18 protein-coding genes are annotated in these 19,515 nt (G+C 34.4%); 1 reads left to right on the top strand and 17 read right to left on the bottom strand.

All coding sequences use genetic code 11. From position 1 onward, the window contains the following. Positions 1-9: 9 nt before the first annotated feature. The 15 genes from I2E21_RS06820 to I2E21_RS06750 all read right to left on the bottom strand — a co-directional run bounded on the left by I2E21_RS06820 (position 10) and on the right by I2E21_RS06750 (position 16,348). Entirely contained in the window at positions 10-1,818 is a 1,809-nt protein-coding gene (locus I2E21_RS06820) for a type IV secretory system conjugative DNA transfer family protein (RefSeq protein ID WP_195410809.1), read from the bottom strand. After that, positions 1,808-2,746, bottom strand: coding sequence for a DUF3991 and TOPRIM domain-containing protein (locus tag I2E21_RS06815; protein ID WP_195410808.1), 939 nt, complete (start codon positions 2,744-2,746; stop codon positions 1,808-1,810). The genes I2E21_RS06820 and I2E21_RS06815 overlap by 11 nt, the downstream gene beginning before the upstream one ends. 12 nt (positions 2,747-2,758) lie before the next feature. After that, positions 2,759-6,772, bottom strand: a complete 4,014-nt coding sequence (gene mobP3 / locus I2E21_RS06810) for a MobP3 family relaxase (protein WP_195410807.1) — start codon at positions 6,770-6,772, stop codon at positions 2,759-2,761. 11 nt (positions 6,773-6,783) lie between these two features. Next, on the bottom strand, positions 6,784-7,179 hold the full coding sequence (locus I2E21_RS06805; protein WP_186935043.1) for a hypothetical protein: 396 nt from the start codon (positions 7,177-7,179) through the stop codon (positions 6,784-6,786). Continuing rightward, the gene (locus tag I2E21_RS06800; protein ID WP_195410806.1) at positions 7,167-7,634 is read right to left on the bottom strand and encodes a hypothetical protein; all 468 of its coding nucleotides are present in this window, start codon (positions 7,632-7,634) and stop codon (positions 7,167-7,169) included. Before I2E21_RS06800 ends, I2E21_RS06805 begins: the two co-directional genes overlap by 13 nt. 11 nt (positions 7,635-7,645) lie before the next feature. Beyond that, positions 7,646-8,203, bottom strand: a complete 558-nt coding sequence (locus tag I2E21_RS06795) for a hypothetical protein (RefSeq protein WP_195410805.1) — start codon at positions 8,201-8,203, stop codon at positions 7,646-7,648. Between the two features lie 55 nt (positions 8,204-8,258). Beyond that, the gene (locus I2E21_RS06790) at positions 8,259-9,551 is read right to left on the bottom strand and encodes a CHAP domain-containing protein (RefSeq protein WP_195410804.1); all 1,293 of its coding nucleotides are present in this window, start codon (positions 9,549-9,551) and stop codon (positions 8,259-8,261) included. Further along, positions 9,552-11,954, bottom strand: a complete 2,403-nt coding sequence (locus I2E21_RS06785; protein WP_195410803.1) for a type VI secretion protein — start codon at positions 11,952-11,954, stop codon at positions 9,552-9,554. It lies immediately after the preceding gene. A gap of 2 nt (positions 11,955-11,956) precedes the next feature. Further along, on the bottom strand, positions 11,957-12,220 hold the full coding sequence (locus tag I2E21_RS06780; protein ID WP_186935038.1) for a hypothetical protein: 264 nt from the start codon (positions 12,218-12,220) through the stop codon (positions 11,957-11,959). A gap of 13 nt (positions 12,221-12,233) precedes the next feature. Beyond that, positions 12,234-13,130 carry a conjugal transfer protein TrbL family protein gene (locus tag I2E21_RS06775; protein ID WP_195410802.1) on the bottom strand — a complete coding sequence of 299 codons (897 nt, stop codon included), beginning with the start codon at positions 13,128-13,130 and terminating at the stop codon, positions 12,234-12,236. 12 nt (positions 13,131-13,142) lie between these two features. Next, positions 13,143-13,508, bottom strand: a complete 366-nt coding sequence (locus tag I2E21_RS06770; protein ID WP_195410801.1) for a DUF3852 family protein — start codon at positions 13,506-13,508, stop codon at positions 13,143-13,145. A gap of 14 nt (positions 13,509-13,522) precedes the next feature. Then, positions 13,523-14,209 (bottom strand): hypothetical protein, encoded by a 687-nt coding sequence (locus tag I2E21_RS06765; RefSeq protein WP_195410800.1) that lies wholly within the window; start codon positions 14,207-14,209, stop codon positions 13,523-13,525. Between the two features lie 134 nt (positions 14,210-14,343). Further along, on the bottom strand, positions 14,344-15,429 hold the full coding sequence (locus I2E21_RS06760) for a GH25 family lysozyme (protein ID WP_195410799.1): 1,086 nt from the start codon (positions 15,427-15,429) through the stop codon (positions 14,344-14,346). A 124-nt stretch (positions 15,430-15,553) separates the two neighbouring features. Further along, complete coding sequence (locus tag I2E21_RS06755; protein ID WP_195410798.1) at positions 15,554-15,766, bottom strand: hypothetical protein; 213 nt, start codon at positions 15,764-15,766, stop codon at positions 15,554-15,556. A gap of 300 nt (positions 15,767-16,066) precedes the next feature. Next, positions 16,067-16,348, bottom strand: a complete 282-nt coding sequence (locus I2E21_RS06750; protein WP_195410797.1) for a hypothetical protein — start codon at positions 16,346-16,348, stop codon at positions 16,067-16,069. 34 nt (positions 16,349-16,382) lie between these two features. Between I2E21_RS06750 and I2E21_RS06745 the strand changes: the two genes are divergently transcribed. Beyond that, a complete protein-coding gene (locus tag I2E21_RS06745) occupies positions 16,383-17,006 on the top strand; it encodes a hypothetical protein (RefSeq protein ID WP_195410796.1) in 624 nt (207 codons plus the stop codon). A 4-nt stretch (positions 17,007-17,010) separates the two neighbouring features. Here the strand turns inward: I2E21_RS06745 and I2E21_RS06740 are convergent, their stop codons facing one another. Both I2E21_RS06740 and I2E21_RS06735 read right to left on the bottom strand, forming a co-directional pair. Beyond that, the gene (locus I2E21_RS06740; RefSeq protein WP_195410795.1) at positions 17,011-17,916 is read right to left on the bottom strand and encodes a class C sortase; all 906 of its coding nucleotides are present in this window, start codon (positions 17,914-17,916) and stop codon (positions 17,011-17,013) included. A 56-nt stretch (positions 17,917-17,972) separates the two neighbouring features. Next, complete coding sequence (locus tag I2E21_RS06735; protein ID WP_195410794.1) at positions 17,973-19,478, bottom strand: SpaH/EbpB family LPXTG-anchored major pilin; 1,506 nt, start codon at positions 19,476-19,478, stop codon at positions 17,973-17,975. Positions 19,479-19,515: the final 37 nt, after the last annotated feature.

The raw sequence follows: 19,515 nt of genomic DNA, 5'->3' as shown, positions 1-19,515 counted from the left end.
GACTTAGTTTTAAATATATGTTTTTAGTACAGGCTTTTTTTCGTGAGTCTGCACCGGTTCTGCAGATGAGCCTACAGGTGGGGTATATGCCTTTGCTGTAGGATATTTTCTCAATAGAGCCGAAAATAATCTTGTGCGGTCGGCATAGCTTACCTCTCTTATAGTGCTTTTCTTTGCTTTATAGGGTTCTTCATTAAGCGACAGTCCCCAATCCTCGCTTTTGAGGAGTTTCATTTGTGCCGGGTGCATACCTGTTTTCATAAGTACCCAGTCACCTTTTTTCATTCTTTTAATTTGCCCCGGTGTCATTAAAGGCTTTTTTGTCATATTGTAAGTAACGGAATTTGCGTTGTTATTGTTTGAAAAGCTGTTTTGCTTTTGCGAAACAGAGCCTGACATTACCGTCTGATTATCAAGCATTTTTGAAAAAGTTTCTGCGTCAGGGGAAGTAGGTGCTATGTAACTGAACATTACATTCTGACAGCTTGATTTTATAACGCTTGCTGTATTCTGATCGTATTTTTGATCAAGCTGCGTTGTCGTTTGTAAAAACGGGCAACAAATGATACCTCTTGATCTGCCTGCAGAAAACATCTGATCAACTCTCTCTATGGCTGTGTATGTGCCAAATTCATCAAGGTAGTAGTATACTCGATGCGGCAGCTTGTTGTTCTCAAAATGTTCAGAGGCACAAAGTAATTCGTTATAGGTTTGCCTTACAAGTAAGCTTACCAAAAAGTTCTTTGTGCTTGATTTTTCATCAACAACAAAGAATATTGCTTGTTTGCCATTAATAAAGTTTTCAATATCAAGGTCACTGTTAAAGCATATCATTTGTTCCATTTCTGTATCAATGAAGGAAAGCATACGGCTCATTGCTGTTGACATAACGCTTGCAGTAGTCTGAAAAGCACCGGAGGCTGTGGCAGACATAAACCATTTTGCTTTATGATTAGTTGGCAGCATTGTATATAATTCAGTCAGATAAGTTGTAGGCATTACTCCTTTTTTATTTACTGTTCGTGGGTCAATTTCCAGGAGCTGTTCAATTATTTTAAAAACTGATACTATGTGCTTTTCTTCGGGTTCACAAAGTTCGGATACAAGTAAGATAACGCCTGTAATAATGCCTTCTGCAGATTCGTAAAAGTATTGATTTTGTCCTGCACTTTTGAAACCGTCCATATGTACGATTGAGTTTGAAAGAACTTTTGCATATGTTTCAGCCCGTGCTTTGTCTGCAAGACTTTTTGTTGATTCATAGCGGTCATTGTATTTATTGACAAGATACATCAGATTGTAACTGTCACTGCGAGTAGGATTTCTTAAATCTATTACATAAGTTTTGTACCCGTAATATTTTTCCAAAACAGGTGCATATGTCTGATGAGCGTCACCTTTTGTATCTGTGACGAAAAAAGGATTACCAACGGCCGCTAAAAATTCAAGATTAGGATAGACGAAAGAAGATGTTTTACCGCCACCCGGAGCAGATACGGAGAGAGTATGATTATCAGATGTATCAATGTATGCAAATACTTTTTTACCGCTTTTTACTGCACCGAGTATAATGCCCTCAAGCTGTGGCCTGTTTTCGCCATTTCTCCACTTTTCGGGTTCATATGGTATAATAACAAGATTATTATTTAATTCTTGTTTGGTGGCCCATTTTTGGTCACCAAATTGGCCGTCACCGACAGGCTTGCTTTTAATAGAGTTTAAATTTTTGCCGCTTGATGATATAAAGTACGCAGCTATAAGTACAACTAATACGATTATTGAAAATATAATAATTCCGCTTGTTGAGCTACTTCCCATAACTTTGACTCCTTTGTTTTAAAATTTCATTCCAATCTTTTAGACTAGGTGTTATTATTTCAGTTTTATATTTGACCTGAAATACTTTTTGTGCTTTTTTAGCAAAGTCTTGTCCGTGATTTTTGCCGTCAGAACTGTTTATATCATTATCTGTACATATATAGATTTTCTTTATATGCGGGTAATCTTCAACACATTTTTTCAAAGCTTCTAAATTCAGCCCTCCTAAAGCTATATAGTTGTATGTGTGCCAGTTTTCGCCAAGCTGATACAAAGTAATAAAACTGAATAAGTCAATAAAAGCTTCAAAAACAAAAAGCACATCAGACAAACCAATGTGCTTAAAGCAGTATATTTTGTTACTTCCGGTAATCTCACCTTTAAAAGATTTAACAGTAAGCGTACCTTTTAATCCGGCATACCTGACTATTCCTTTTTTATCTTTGCCGAGAAATACAATGTTGTGGTTGCTTTTATCTTCATATATAAGACCTTTTTTTACAAAGTATCTGACGACACTGTAATCAATACAGCGTGAATTGCACAGATAAGCATACAAGCGTTTGTTGTTTGTGTTTTTTTGAGGTAAAACCACTCTGTCTTTTTTATGGTAAATATTAGGTTCGTTTATAAAATCAACAGGTTTTGAATTGCTTGTAGCTTTGTAATTTCCGTCAAGCAAAGTTATTACTGCTTCTTGAAAACTAAAATCAAAAAATGTCATCAGAAAATTTACTGCCGTACCCGATTCACCTGTAGAATGTCTGTACCAAATATGTCCTCGTATTTTTACGCTGTCATGTGCTTCCCACATATATTCTGTACCGCTATGTAAAACTTTTTCTCCTATACTTTCAAGATATTCTTTAATATCTTTATGATGAGCCTGATACAACTCTTCATCTGTAAACGGAATAAATTTTGACATTCTTTAACCTCCCTAATAGTCATAGCTGATTGGATTGTCGGATACAGCGTGACCTAATTGTATTTTTTGTATTTTTTCATCTCTTAGCTGTTTTGAATCAGATGTGTATTTTTGCTTTGCGGCGGCAATTGTTTCTGTGTTTATAATTTTGCCCATATGAGCAGCTATAGAGGCAAGATTAAGCACTGTTATTTGCTGTTGCGTGTTAGTTTCTTCAATTTTTTGCTGTGCTTTTATATTTCCGAGTTCAACAGCCTTTTTATACCACAAAAGAGCCTTTTCAATATCTCGTTCGATTCCCAATCCGTATTGATAAAAAGTACCTATTCGCAAAGCTAATTCTGAATCTGTTTGATTGTTATTAAACCGGATAAGATAAGCCGATAATGCTTTTCTAAAATAATTACTTGCAAGCTCATTGTTTTGTAATCCGTATTTTTCGGAGTGATAGATATAACCGAGCTGATAAGCTGCATTTGCATTTTCAAATTTTTCAGCTTCGGAAAACCAATATATAGCTTGATTAATGTTCATATCGGTTCCTAACCCTTTTAAATACATATTACCAAGACGATAAGCAATATAATCATTAGGATTTTGCTTGTAATCTGTTATATAAAGATTTAGAGCATTACTGTAGCATAGCTGAGCTTTTGAAATATCATATAGTCCGTAACTTTCATTTGAATGAATTTTAGCAAGATTGAACCAAGCGTTAGATATATTTCCTTGTGCTGCATATTGAAAATGTTTTATAGCATTTTCAATATCATTGTTTTCAAATGCTATTTTACCTAACTGATAGGCAGCATTTGTATTGCCGAGTTTTTCAGCTTGTGAAAACAAATGTATAGCTTTATTTATGTCAATATCAGTACCTAAACCGTTAAAATACATTTTTCCGAGTCTATAGGCTGTAAAGTCATCAGGATTTTGGGTATAATCTGTTATGTAAAGATTTAAAGCATTACTGTAGCATAGCTGAGCTTTTGAAATATCATATAGTCCGTAACTTTCGTCTGAATATATTTTACCGAGTTTAAACCAAGCGTGAGATATATTTCCTTTTGCTGCTTCTTGAAAATTCTCAACAGCTTTTTCAATTTCTCCCTTTTGAAGAGAAATTTTACCGACTTGATAGTTTGCGTAGAAGTTACCGAGTACAGCAGATATTTGATAATAACTGTATGCCTCTTCAATATTCTTTTCGACGCCTTCACCGTTTTCGTATAGCTTTGCAAGCGTGTATGCAGATGAAGCACTACCGTTTAATGTAGCCTTTTTTAGCCAAATTACAGCTTTTTGAATATCTTTCTCAACACCGCAGCCGTTTAGATACATCTTACCAAGTCTGCTTTCAGCCGTAACATTACTGTTTTCTTCTTCTGCTTTCTCATATTCCAAGCAGGCTTTTTTATAATTTTCGTTAGCCTTTTGCTCATCAATGATATTGTATTTTTCGGAAGAGTATATGTAACCAAGCTGATATGCTGCATTTGGATTATCTTGTTTAGCTGCTTTATTGAGCCACTCAATTGCAGAATTAATGTTAATATCTGTGCCTTTTCCTGCAAGATACATATTTGCTATACGCATTTCTGTAAAAGCATTTTGTATATCGTTTTCTTCTTGTTCTATCATACCCTCCAATGCTTTTTTATATAAGCCGTTAATATAATCTTTTGAAACATTATTAAAATCATCGGCATAATCCTCATACAGCTTTGCAAGGTCATAATTTGCAAGCACAACTGTTTTAGTTGCTTTTGAAAAATAATGCTCTGCCTGCTGTATATCAATATTTACACCCTCACCGGACAAACACATTTTACCAAGTCTGTATGCCGCATATTTATCACCTTTTCTATCTGCTTTTAAGTAATAGTCAAATGCTTTTTCATAATCTTGAGTAAAACCAAGGCCATAATAAAATTGATTGCCAAGGTAGTAGTAAGCATGCGAATAACCGTTTTTTGCAGCAAGACTAAAAACATTACTTGAGCAGCGATAATCCTGTTCAACACCTTCGCCTTTAAGGTACATTCGGCCTAACAGGTATTCAATATATGCTTCATAAGAATCAACTTCACTGTAATAATGCAAATTGTCAGAATCGTTTTCGAGTTCATAAAAGTAATTTCTGTTTTTTAACCCATCTCTGAATTGAATAAAAGCTGTTTTGCAATAGTAGTTGCCAAGTTCTTTATTGATTTCTGTAGCTTTAGTACCGTATAAATACATTTGTCCGAGTTTATATGCAGATATACTGTCACCGTAACTGTCCGCAGCAATACCGTACCACATTTGAGCTGCATTATAATCTTTTTCCGTACCTTTTCCGTAGTAATAACAATCCGCAAGTTTTCTGCAAGATTGTGCAGTTCTGGTTTGCAAATCACTTGAATTTTGATACGCTTTTTTAAAATCTATAACTTCCTTTCCTTCATTTCCAAGTATAAATGAGGGAATCTTTTGTAACTCTGTATATTCGTATTCTTCCGGCTTTGTATCATCAATAAAAGCGTTATCATCATCTGCTGATTGCGGTTCTGTTTCTGTAGGAGCTGTAATATTCGGTGGGGGAGAAATCGTAATATCATCAGTTGCAGTTATAAATGTTCCGCTTTGATTCATAGATTTTGCACATTCTAAGATATAATTCTTGATAGATGTAAATTTATCAATTTTGGAAATGTCAGGCTTTACAAATTCTTTTTTTGAATAGTATTTACTCAAACTGTAGCTTTCATCACACCACTTATCATAAAGATTTGACAGTTGGTTGTTATTGCTTACAAGTGTGGTTAGAATATCATCTACAAGTTTTTTCTTGTCAGGTGAAGAAAAGCCGTAAGTATTTCTTCCTTTGCTGAAATCTTTGCTTGAAAGGGTCAACATTTGATTAACTAAGTATTTTAAAGTTTCATCGGAAATATATTGATTAGGTTCGGAAAGCAGATTATTTAGTAAAGCTTTACTCTGACTGATTAGCTCGTTTAGGTATTTGTCTTTATTAATATATATTTCCTGTCGTTCATCTTTGAAAATTTCATTAACAAACTCTGATTTTAAATTCTTAATATTTTTCTTAGACAAAAAGCCTTCTTTGGGTTCTGTTGAGTAAACAAATAAATGCACATGAGGGTGATGTCCTGTGTCGTGCATAGCAGCATACCATTGCAGATTATTAATATTGATACCGTGAGCTTCTGCTATAAGGTCAACTTTGGACATAATTAAATCTTTCCAAGGCTTTTGACAGTCATAGCCGAGCCTGTCTGCGTCCTCTCTTCTGAGCGAGAGAATGTCAGTCCAAATGTTGCCATTGTGCGTTGCTACTTCTTCGGCAACTCTGTCAAGATCTACATCAGGGTATGATGAAAATAAACCGTGCTCACCGACTTTATAAGCACCCGGCCTTTTAGCTGTATATTCTATCAAATTTCCTGCTTCGTTAAAAAGCAACTCTTCTGCAAGTATGGAAATAAGAGCGGAGGCATTTGACATAGTTGGATTATTGATATAATCGGTGTATTCCAACGGCTTATCCTCATCTTCTTTATAATTTAGCTGTTCAAGAAATTCTTTAATGGTTTCTTCTTGCTTTTTTGTTGCAGGTCGATTTTTAACATCATAAAACTGTGCCAATCTGATAGCTTCATTTACTATGTTTTGTTCCGATAGATTTAATGAAGTATTTTCAGAAAGCTTATTTGCCAAATGCAGCATTAAACTTGAAGCATTCGCTCTTGTAGGATTAGCTTCATAAGCTTTGTATTCTTCACACTCTGCACTAAGACCTTTTTCTGTATAGAGATTAAGTAAATCTTTAACAGATACTTTTTGCTTAAAAGTAATCGGTAAATCATCTGCCATATCAATGTTTTTGTCAACAGTTTCCCTTGTACCGCAATACCGTACAAGATTTGCTGCATGCTCACCGCTTAAGGCGTGATCGCTTAGCTTTTCTCCGGGTTTGGCTATATGAAAGTAACGGGAGTTTAAAATAAACCTTGTGCCAACCATAGCAGCCTCCGTTATGTTTGAGCTTCATATGCTGATATAATACCTTTGCTTGCCTTAACATCTTCTACAGCTTTTCTACGCATTTTATCATATGAGTCTTTGTCAAGTTCCATCATACTTGCAACTATACGAGTAAGCACATTAATTTCAACAGCTTCTTTGAATTGCAGCTTTGAGGTTCTGTTTGAAGCATTGTTTATCATACCTTCAATTTTTTGTCCTACGATAGAGCATAGATAATCTTGCGTAATTTCAGATGTTTTATAGCCAAAGTAAAAATCAACAGCTGATTCAATTATCTTATTTCTGCTTGTTTTGCCGTCATCAAGTTTCTTTAAGCTTTCAATTTTATTTATCGTTGATAAAGGCAATTGAACGCTTATCTGCTGTTTGTTTACTGATTGCATACGCTATTCTCCTTTAAAACTTCATTACGCTTATTAATTAAAAGTGTAAGGTATTCATCTGAACAAAGATAGTTATAATACTGCTCAATTGCTATTTGCATTACAAATCCTCTTGAAATATAAAGCTCTCTTTTAAGAAACATCAGCATTCTATAACTCTTTTTGGTAATATAAAGACTTTTTTGTTTTTTAGGAATTATATCAAATTTTTCTCTTTCTTCTCGAAAAATACTTTTTATTTTTTCGGGATCTTCAAGATATTTTTGGTATAAATATTCGACAGAAGCGTTATAAACGAAAGAAAGAGTGTTTGAATTAAGAATATTTTTGGCTTTAACAGCAGTTTCGTCTATTACTTTTGATGTAAGATAAAAGCAAGAACCTAATAATTTATCATCAGGTATATTATCATTGGTTAAAGTTAATTTGTTAAAAAATCTATCTGACTGTATCATAAAATCACCTCTTAAAAGATTTTCTCGACTGAACGAATTTTACATATATTATCGTAATATCCCATATTGAAATTGTATGTTACATTTGAGTTTGACACTTCATCGTTGTATATGATTGTCTGACTGCAAATAGCCATAACATTAAACGAACCGTTATCCTCATAGTCAGAAACATACAATTGTACCAAGCCTGTAGCTTGCTCATAATTATCATCGTATGTGCTGTGACCTATTGTTGTTTGTAATTGATTATAATAATCATCTGATAAGTAATCCTTGAGCTGAGAAATATTATTACTTTGTGAACCGGAGTAGGAGAGATAAAGCTGACAATATTTATCAATGACATCTTTGACTTCAATATTAAACAGTCTGTCATATTTGAGCTTTTCGCTTTCCAATTCCTCAATCCTTTGCTGCAAATTTTCTGTGTTCATAGTTGTGGTTTCAACTGTAACAGGAGCAGTAGTCGATTCTGTTTTATTGGTATCATCTTTCAAACCACACCCTGTTACAATAACTGTTATTGCAGAAATAACGACCGTTGCTATAATAAATTTCTTTTTCATTTTTCTTCCTTTCATATACCAAAGCAACAACAAGTGTCCCACGGTGGGACACTTGTTAGCTGAAATCCGTGTCAGATAAGCCTTTTAGGTAGTCATATGTCCATTTTCGTCTTGTTTCATAGCTGTAGTTGCTGTCACTCCAAGCCCTTTTAGAAGAATAAACAGAATCAAGAGTTGCGTTAGATACACCGTATAAAACACCATTATGACCGTTGCCGTAAACATTTTTGTCAAATGAACCTGTGCCAAATTGATTTAATATATCTGCACAGTAAACGATAGCTCGCTTATCATTGATATTATTTTCCTGACAAATTGCGATATATTCTTCCGCATTTTCTGTTGATGTTTGATTTTGTGCTTCTATGCCTGCATTCGTAAGCAGCATTGCTTTAATACATGAGCAAGTATAGCTGTCAGGGACATAACTTGACCAATCGCTTCCGTTTGTTATAGCGGCAATAACTTTCCTACCGGTATTTGAGTAAGATAAAGCTACTCGGCTAATTTCTGCATTGCTTATACTGTATGCTTTTCGCAAGAGTGATAATGCGTTATTACCGTGCCAACCGTATGCACCTACTGACAGAGCACCGTTATCATTAGCTATAACAGAACCGAAATCGCTGTTATCAAGTTCGCTGTAAAATACACCTACTTCATTGTGAGTAATAACATTTCTTGTTACATTTGCAAGACCTTTTTCAATTGCTGAACCAACCGCTCCATAGCAAGCTATGCTGTCATCGTTTAATTGTAATATGTATTTATTTACATAACTTACAGTTGCCCAGTTGGAGGTTTGGCCATTGTACTCATTGCCGGCAATTACTGTAACAGAATTATCTTTTACTTCAACAACTATGCCTATATGATCTACATTACCGGTTGCTTTATAATGGCTTCTGCCACCGTAATCGAAGAAAATTAAGTTGCCGACTTGCGGTGTATAGTTATCGGCACTTTTTAATTTTCCAACCTCTTTTAGGTTGTTTGTCCAAATAATAGTTCCCGGTGCAAAGCCAAAATCTTTGGTTTCATAGCCTGATTCCTGAATACAGTAACCGACAAAATAACAGCACCAATCTGTCACAGAAGATTTAAAATATGAGCAATAGCGTTCACCTTGACAGGATAAATTTTGACTGCCTGGAGTGTGAGTTTGCCAAAAGCTGTACTCTTCTTTTGCTTTTTCTGCAATTGGTGCTGCATTTTGTTGTGTAGATTCATATGTAAACATCAACAGAAATAAAACGGCGGCTATAACACCTATGACTATTCCTATAATTGTATTTCTTGCTTTCTTGTTATTAATGATAAGTAAAAAATACTTAACTACTGTAGTCATTTATTTACCACCTGCTGTGCCGAATAACTCTTTTTTGTATTCCGGTGCAATAATTTGTAAGTAGTAGCGTTCATTACCGCAGCAGTACAGACAATGACCTCTTTTACTTATTTGTATAAGCTCCCATTCTTCATCAAGCATATTAGTTATAGCTTTGTACTCCTTAATATTGACAGTGCCGGGATAGAAGAGAAAACGGTGAGTAGGTATTGAGAAGAACGGCTTTGTATATTCAACAACCCCCGGAATCATTAAATCCTCAATATTTTGTGAAGCGATAACAAGGTTACTGTTTTTCTTTCTGCCACGCTTAACAAATGATCGCAGATACATAATTACAATTAAACTTTTAATTACCTCGTGCAGCTCGTCAACGATTACAACCGTATTGCCTTCTGTCAAAAATTTATTATTCATAAACGAAAGAATATTGAAATACATTGCATTTTTTAAGTTTTCGTTTGTGTTTAATAAATTCTTTACATCAAAATTTATGTGGTCTGCATTCGGAATGTTTGTATAACCGTTAAAGAATGTAGAGTCTGTACCGATACATATTGAACGAATACAAAGCGCAAGATTACGGAGAGTGTCTTTTGTAAAAAGCATTTCTTTTCCGTTAATTTTTGAAACTTCATCATAAATATTAAGCTGCCTTTCAACTTCCTTGAACAAATCTGAAAGTATAGGATAATCAACATTTGTAAGCTTGCTCAAATCGGTACGGTCTGTAATATGAAATTTTTTGTACAGTTCTTCAAGCATTATTTCAAGAGTATCAAGTTCAGCTGTTGTAATAGCAGGATTATATGTTTTAAAGAAATCTTTGAGAAATGCTATATGTTGAGAAATAATTGTTTTATGTTTAAACGCAACAGGTTCATCATCAGTATAGCTGTCATCAAGAGGATCATTCAAAAGGCGAGGCTGCATTACATTTATAAAATACTTGCCTGACAGCATATCAATGTTTGTGCCGCCGAGTCCGTTAGTTACATCTATACATTCTTTGTCAGAATCCATACTGTAAACTTTTTTCTGCTGTTGTCGGAAAAGACATATAAGCAATTTTATAAGGAATGACTTACCTTCACCGGAGTTACCGAAAATTGCTATATGACCGTTGGTTTTATCGGTATCTCTATGGTCAATATCGGCAAGAATATTTCCACCGTGTACGGCTCGACCAAAGAACAATCCTTTAGGGTCTGTTTTGCCGGAGTAGCTGAAGGGGAAGAGGTTAGCCACTGAACTTGCAGGTAATACTCTTGCAAATTCTTTATCAAACATATCAAGTCCAAAAGGAGCTACCGAAGCAAAACCGTCACGCTGTTGCATATACAATTCATCGTATTTTACATGATTTTTATTGAGCGTTGAACATACTTTTATTTGCATATCTCTTAGTTCATTAAGAGAATTAGCTATTACTTCTACATAAACAGAGCAATGTATAAACTCTTCTTTTGTTCGGTGCGATTCTTTGAGTATTTTTTCTATGTCTAAAATATTTTCCTTGCTGTCTATTGACTTAGACATAGTTTTTGCCTCTGCAATATCGCCCATATTTTTTCGTTCTGCTTTTTCAAAGATTTTTTCTTGCTCTGACGGTGTAACTCTTTCATTATATATATGTAATGTTACACCGCCCATTTCACCGATTTCAGACAGTATGGCAGTTTGTTCTGTTTCGGTTTTATATCTTCTGATAGCAAAAACTTTTCTGTATGTATTACCTACTATGTAATATCGCCTGTGCTTAAAGTCCATAATTGACGGTGCAATTATATCCACAAAATTTTTAAGGCTTTCATTTTTAGATAATCCGTATTGTTCGCCGTCATAATCAGGCAACTCTTCATCGTATGATGTATGCTCAAGATAAATTGACAACATCTTTTTAATATCTTTTTTCTCTGCAAGCTGTACATTGAAATTTTGCTCGGCACATAGCTGCAATGCGTGATTTACAAGCTGTCTGCTGTCCTGCTGAGAAGTTCTTAAAATAATAAAAAATGATCTGCTTGTTGACATAGCAGATTTTATATTATTCATATATTCAATGTCTTTGATGTCAAGAGCTGCAATGGCTGCGTTATTTTCTTTGCTTTTCAGATTTTCGAGATGTCTTATGTTATTTTCATAGTTTTGTGAATTATTAAGACACAAAATTTCAGATTTAGGCAGTTCAGAAATGATATTTGTAAGTGAGTCAATAATACCAAGTCTTATGGGCTTTGAGAGAACAGTAATGTTTTTTGGCTTAACTTCAAGAAAATATTTTTCCTCATTGCGTGTAGTAAGAATATGATCTTCTTTAATCTCAGCTATTTCAAAGAAATTCTGCACTCTTGTATTATTGTTCTTAATTGCTTTGTTAAGTTTGCGATCTTTTTTTGACAAGTTTATCGCCTCCATTTCAAAATAAGTACATCAGTAAACAAGAACCTTATGAACAGCACAAATAATCTGATTACTGAATAATCCACAAAGCGGGCAGACAAAAATGCGTATGCAGGCAGAAAAGCTATAAAAAACCAAATATGCAATGACAAAAACATTATTATTGAAAAAGCAAATATACTTACCATTACAAACAAATCTGTTATAGTCCAGTATTTATATAGCTTTACTGCCGTAAGATTATCGGGATAGTAAAATTTTCTCATTTTTAGCCTCCTTTTAGTGAGCAAAAGAGCGGATTATTGATGTAATACCGCTTGTAGCAAAAATAGCTTGAGATACATTAGCTTTTACGGTTGTATCAAGTCCGAATTGCTGTAAAATTCTCGGAGCTTCTGCCGCAGCAAGCATAACACCTGTGGCTAAAATCAAATCCCATACATCTGCACCGTCTTGAGTACAATATACAACCGCACCTAAAACGATTAGTATATTTGATATAAAAGATGTTGCACAAATGCCGATTACTTGTTTGCACCACCCTGAAAACGAATCTAAATATCCTCGTGGTACATTGAATAAGTGCAAAGAACCGACAAACATTTGAATTATTAAAATTCCGCCTCGTTTTATATTTGCAAGGAATACTTTAATTACACAAACAAATGTAATCAGCATAAATATAGCGAATCCCCACCCGGAAAAGAAATTTGCTGAACTTGTACTGTTATCTGAATTTATTTGGACGATAAAATTTATAGTAATATCATCTGTAAATGCCTGACAAATAATGTTACAAATATGATTTGTAAAAATCAGCAAGGATACAGGCAGGGTAGTTATTAGTAATGAAGCTAACAGACCTTTGAAAATATTAAGCAGGAGATTAATAGGAGAAACTCGTTCTCCCTCACCGACTGAAACAGCAAAGTCAAATACTGCAAAAGCTATACCGGACACTAAAAGCAATCCGGCAAAGCTTTCTATAAAAAACAAAAAATTTGTAACCATACTATTATCAAAAAGGCTTGTTGTATAATTATTATTTTGATTGATTATGTCGGTTGACCAACTTGCAAGACCAATAGACATAAACTGAGCAATTGTATAGTGTAAGTCTTTTGTTAAATCCATACAAAATATATCAGCAAGGATTAAAAGTAAAGAATCTATCATATGCTGCTCCTTTTAGCTTAAACCAAACCAACCAAAGAAGCCTGCTCCGGCAACCACGCCACAAACAATAGTAGCACCAAATGCCATTCCGATTCCTGCCCATGGAATTTCAGTTCCCTGATTACGATGGCTGAGCAATCCTTTAACAAGCTTTGCAACTGCGACTGTTAATGCTACAAGTGTCAAAAATCCAAAAATGACTGCGACTACATCCTTAAATTGTATTTTTACTTCATTAATTGCTTTATTAATGCCGCCAGAAATATCAACACCGGCGTTGTTATCGGAAGCATAAGCATTAATTGCTGTTATAGATGAAATCAGTGCTGATGTGATTGAAAATGATAACACTTTGTTTTTGATTTTTTTAAGATTCATAAAAATTACCTCCGTTAATTAACTTTTACATAGCAGGTATATGACCTACCGTTATATGTTGCTGTTACTGTTGTTGACCCTTTTTTCAATGCTTTAAAGCTGCATTGATTTCCACCACCTCCATAATTTTGAAGAATATACGAGTTACCGACTGACCATGAAACTCCGTTATTTGCTCCGATTAAGTTAAGAAATAAAACATCATCTGTATGTATAGAAACTGACGAATAAGACAAATATATATTATCTTTAGTTGTTTCTTGCGGTTTTACAGTAGGTTTTGAAGTTGGCTTCTCAACTTTTTTAGTTGTTTGAGGCTCTTGAACCTTTGTCGGTTCAGGTTTTGGTGTTTCAGATTGCTGTGGTCGGTAATAGTTGTTATTGCTTTGTGATGAATTATGAGAACTGTTGTTTATGCTGTTTTCGTTAGGTTCTTGTGATTGCTCGTGCTCTGAATCTTCAGATTTACTTTCACTTTTTGATTGTGATTCTGATCTTTCGGAGCGTTCACTATTAACGCTTTGAGAAGATTGTTGTGTTGCTAATTCACTGCTGTTTTGCCACTTAGAAATACTTTGTGTTGTTTCTGCGGCATTAGTGAATTTTATAACTGAACTTGAATAAGAAACTGTAGTATTTACTTCTTCTTTCTCTGTTTTGCCATTAACCGCAAGACTTACGATTATAACAACTGCAATCATTACTACAATAATTCCTGCACATACAATAACGAATACAGGGTTGATTTTTCGCTTGATGATCTATACCTCCTTTTTTTATTTGTTATATATTAAAAGCAGTGTATGTTTTAATACACTGCTCCTAAATATCGAAATCAATTTAAGTTATATATGTAGTTTAAATCAACATCACCTCTAATACCGTCAACCTTGCCGTTCCAACTGTACTGATGAATGTCAACAAATGGCGGAAGCTCATTGTACGAATTATTTGGTGCTGCCATCCAAATTAAATATTTGCTTGCAAGCTCATCAGGATAAGCACTGTCAACAAGCATTGATTTTGCACTATACATTCCAACATCAAATCCATAACCCTTTACTCCGTCACAAAAGGTTGAAATAATATCAGTCAATGTTCTGCGTGGCAAAACAGCCTGTCTGTATTCTTCAACATCAAGAAAAACAGGCAAGTCAAACTCTTTGCCCCTAATGGTTTTCATACAATTTCTTACTTCCGCTTTTGCGGCATCGACAGATGTAGCGTAACTATACCAATACGCACCTACATTTAAGCCTGCGGCTTTTGCTTGCTTATAATATTTCTGAAATTCATTATCCTCTTGATTCGGGTCTTTGCCGTAGCCTGCTCGAATAATAACACAAGTTATGCCTGCACTCTTTACTTTGCTAAAATTAATATCACCGTTCCACTCAGAAATATCAATACATTTTGCTTTATCAACATTGAACTTAACTGATACGGACTTAGAACATTGTTGGGCGGTAACGGTAGCGGTGCCGACCTTATTAACTTTCACTTTTACCATATTTTTATCAGACGAAACAATCTTTGCAACTGTACTGTCTGATGATGAGTATGTAATGTCGCTTATAGCGTTATTGGTTATTATTGAAAATGTAACTGTATCACCAACATTTTTCTTATACTCATTTGTCACTACAGATAGTTTTGTGTTCGCCTCAATGTTTTTAATATTGTTGTTTGAAATTTCTATTTGTAATGTTGAAATATCGTTTACATCAACTCTGCCGTCATTGTTCAAGTCATAGTCCATATTGTCGGTAAATCCTGATAGTTCGTTCTGTAAATAAGTAACATCATTCACATCAACTTTATTATCCGCATTAATATCTAAACCTTTTGCAAATACAGACATTCCACAATTGATAACTACAATACTTGTAATTACACCAATTATTATATTTTTTATTTTCATTTACTCATTAATCCTTTATTTAATAAATCATCACATTCGCCGGAAGCAATAAACAGTGTGTACAATATAAATGTATCAGTTATCGCTAAAAAACTCATTACACACCAAGTTAAAGCCATTATGCTCACCTCACTTTAAATGCTTGTTTAGCTTCACATTCGCTGAAAAAAGCATTTTCACCAATAGTCCAAAATTCATCGCCTGATGTTTTGCACCTTACGCTCATACTGTTTTCTTCTAAAAGAATTGCGGTGACGGTATCATTGCACATCATCATTTCTCCGTCACCTAAGTCATCAATCAAGAAAACTTTTTTACCTATCATATTTTCTACCATATCAGTACCTCCGTTTATCATAACTTGCACTTTTGAGATCGTTTTCTGTTTTTTAATTTCCTTTTGTTCTTTTTCCTTCCCGTAACTTTTAAAAGCGTTGTATATGAAACATATATATAGTACAATTAATGACAGCAATAAATAAAAAAGAAAATTATGTATAGTATCAAAAAATTTTGTGTTGGAAGACAAGAAGAGTATAGGTGTGATATTAATATTCATTTTGTTATACCTTCAAATTTTTTATAACATATTGTTTGATATTGACATTTATATCTTAATGATATATAGTAAAATTAGTTATATGTTTGAATATAGGTCACTTGTTTGACTTGAAGAAATGTAATTTGTATCGATTTTTCTTTTTGACATCATGGATAAAATTTCATTTCTTTTGTTATAAATTAATTCTTCTTTTTGGTTTAATGGCAAAGAATTTTCAATAGGACTCGGCTTAATATATTCATCTATAATAATTCTATCAATGATAGTAGCCATTGTATCTGCTATATCGTCATCACAAGTGAGATTTTGCAAAAATTCAGATATATTTCCTTTTAAATCAATTTTTAATTTTAACAAAATAAATCAGTCCTTTCAGAATGGAGATGTTAATATGGATTGTAGAGGTCATGAAAAAAGATTGAGAATAGTTCAGGAATACAAAATAATACCAATTGCTCACATCAAATTATTAAATGGTAAAATTATATCAAGTGATGCTGGGGGAGATATAACAGATAGTTATTTTATGTTTAATTGCATATCAAAGACAACTAACGAAAGAGAAATTATATATTGTGGAAAACCAACCGCAATAGATTTTTGCAACTTAACAAATCAAAAATTACCAGATTTATTCAATCCCTTAAAATGTACGTCAGTATCAGGTAAGCTAAATAAGAATAATATAAGAGAAGCTGAGATGATTGATAAAAAATGGAATCCAATGAGAAAGCAGTTATATAACGCAACAATGTTATTGATTGCTATTTTTGATGCTAAACCAGATACTCCATTATTTGTAATAAAAGCAGAATTAGAAACTTATGTTGACAGAGAGCCTTTTTTAGCAAGAATTAAGGCAATAAATACAATAATTTCAAAAACAAATAAAACTATGCGTGATATTATTGATGAATTAGGAAAAAATAATGATTTAAAATCTTTTTCTTTTGATTTATTAATTCCAAAATTAAACGAGAAAAATATTGAACAATATTTTGAAAAAGATATTTAACAGATTATTTTTGCTTTAGTAATCTGCGTATCCACTTGATTTTTGCAATAGTCCATTCTTTAATAGCCTTAAAAGGATAGAAAGGTGAGCCACGAAATACATAAATAACAAACATAAGAAAACAGAGCAATGCAGAGAAATAAACCAAATCCAACCAAGTATAAACACGATTACTTTTATTGCTAATCACCTCATCAGCTGTTGCAGTATCAGTAATCGTATCTTCAACCCTTTCGCCACGCACACACAATCTGTGCGTATTAATTGAGTACGGATAGCAAGTGACCAATGTCACATAGTCTTTTCCGTTCTCAATTTCAAGTTTACTTGAATCATCAGGGTCAACTATATTAATCTCACACACCTTGTATGTGAGTGTTTTATTCAGTACATCTATTTTAAAAGTATCTCCGATTTGCAGTTTGTCCAACTCATCAAAGAACACCTGTTCAGGATAACCGGAGTGAGCGGATATAACAGCGTGTGTGCTTGCACCGCCAATGGGCAAGGAAGTGTTTGCCAAATGCACACAGCCTTTTTTGAGTTTTTCTTCTCTGTTGGTGCTGTCGTGATACACCGGTAAGTCAACATTTATTTTCGGAATTTCAATGGTACACATTATATCGTCATAGTTGAGAATGTTCTCATACTCTGACATTGCTGCATTGTATTCGTCTTTTTCTTCATCGTTTAATGCACTCTTTGCAAGCAATTCGTTAAAATTTTGAGCCTTAGCAAGCTCGTTGTCGATTTCATCATCAGACATTGTTTGAGTGCTTTCACTGTAGTTTTTTATAACTGTTTCATTGCTTTTACTGTTGATGTAATCGGCAATGTTGGGATATACTATAAAGCCTATTCCGACCGTAGCAAGAACGCAGAGGGATATAAAAAATATTTTAGTTTTCATAATTTTTTGTGAGCAAGGGCCACCGATAAATCGGCAGCCCTTTTGTTATAGTTTAATTATTTAGCTGTCTTAGCTGATTTCTTCTTGATGAGGTATGCAAGTACCAATGCAAGAGAAATGCCTACACAAGCCACACCAGCCATTCTGATGAAGCCTACATATCCGCCTGTCTTAGGGAAGAATACGATTGTATCAGTTACGGTAATTTCAACTGCGCCGTTTGTCGGTGCATTCTTTACCCAAGTGTTTTTAGTGAATACCGAATTATACTGAACAGGGATTTCAACTTCAATTACCTTGCCGTAAACATTGTAACCGGCAGGAGCAACAGTTTCTACAATGTAATATGTTCCGCTCTGTACTTTCATTTCTTCGTTAGCGGAGTTCATAAACTTAACTGTGCCGTTGCTGTCTGATGTACCTGTTGCAATAGCGTTTTTCTGTGATTCAGCGTCAGCCTTTGTCTTGTAAAGTTCAAAGGTTGCACCTGCAAGCGGATTGCCTGCTTCATTAAGTTTGAGTACCTTAAGTCCATATGTGTAAACATATACCTTATTGCCCGGAACGCTGTCAACACCTGAATCATTACCGTATTCAAGTTTTACATCTTCATTCGGGTTGCCTGCTGTACCGACTACAGCGTATTTGTTGACTGTTGTAGAATATGTTACAATAACAAATTTTGCGTTGCTTGTATAAAAATCTGACTTTGCAAGATACTCGGAAGTAAGAGCGACATTAAACTTTGTGTTTTTGCCCTCACCCTCGCTTGTTACATTCACCTTGTAATCTGTGCCTTTAGTAAGGTCAGCTACTTTAGCACCTTTAGCGTCAACAAGTGTAACCTTGAATGAATTTTTGTTAAGTGTAAGACCTGCACTCATATCATCATATACAGCATATGTTGTGAGCTTAATATCATTTGAGCCTGCTACTGTATTCTTAAGTTTAAAGTTTACAGTGTCGCCAAGGCTTACATCTGTATAGTTAGTATTGTTCTTTGTGCTGTTGGTAATTGACTTTTCTGTTGACGGTGTGCTGTCAGCTACCTTGCTTGCAAGATTGATTTCAGCGTAGCTGTATACCCAACCGTTATTGTAATATGGGAGAGCAAGAACAGAGTTTGTGATACTTGTAACACCGGCAGGGTACTTAACACACTTGATGTAATAAATACCCTGTACAAGGTTTGAAAAGCTCTGTGTTGTGTTTGTTGCTGATGAAGTAAATGTACCCTGTGATACTGCCGTACTTAAATCAGCGTTATCGAGTGCGTCAAGAGCAGCCTTTGAATCGCCTGCAAGAATTTCTGCGCTGATTGAATTTACAAGAGATGTGTACTCTGTTTTGAACGGAGTAGCTGTTGTGCTCTTGAGGTCCGCAACTCTGAAAAGTTCAAAAGTATAGCCCGGTTTAGTGCATTTTACACTGATATTTACCTTTTGGTCTGTCTTAAGTGCAGTAGCCGCACTTGCTGTTGGGATCGCCGCAAAGAGTAATGTCAACATCATTACTACTGCGAGCAGTTTGCCTGTGAATGATTTTCTAATTGATTTTCTCATAAGAAAACCCCTCCTTAAAAATTTTTTGCGGACAATT

The sequence above is a fragment of the Ruminococcus sp. BSD2780120874_150323_B10 genome (assembly GCF_015553695.1).
Taxonomy (GTDB): domain Bacteria; phylum Bacillota; class Clostridia; order Oscillospirales; family Acutalibacteraceae; genus Ruminococcoides; species Ruminococcoides intestinale_A.
The sequence above is the reverse complement of the archived record's forward strand: the minus strand, read 5'-3'. Positions and strand labels throughout refer to the sequence as shown.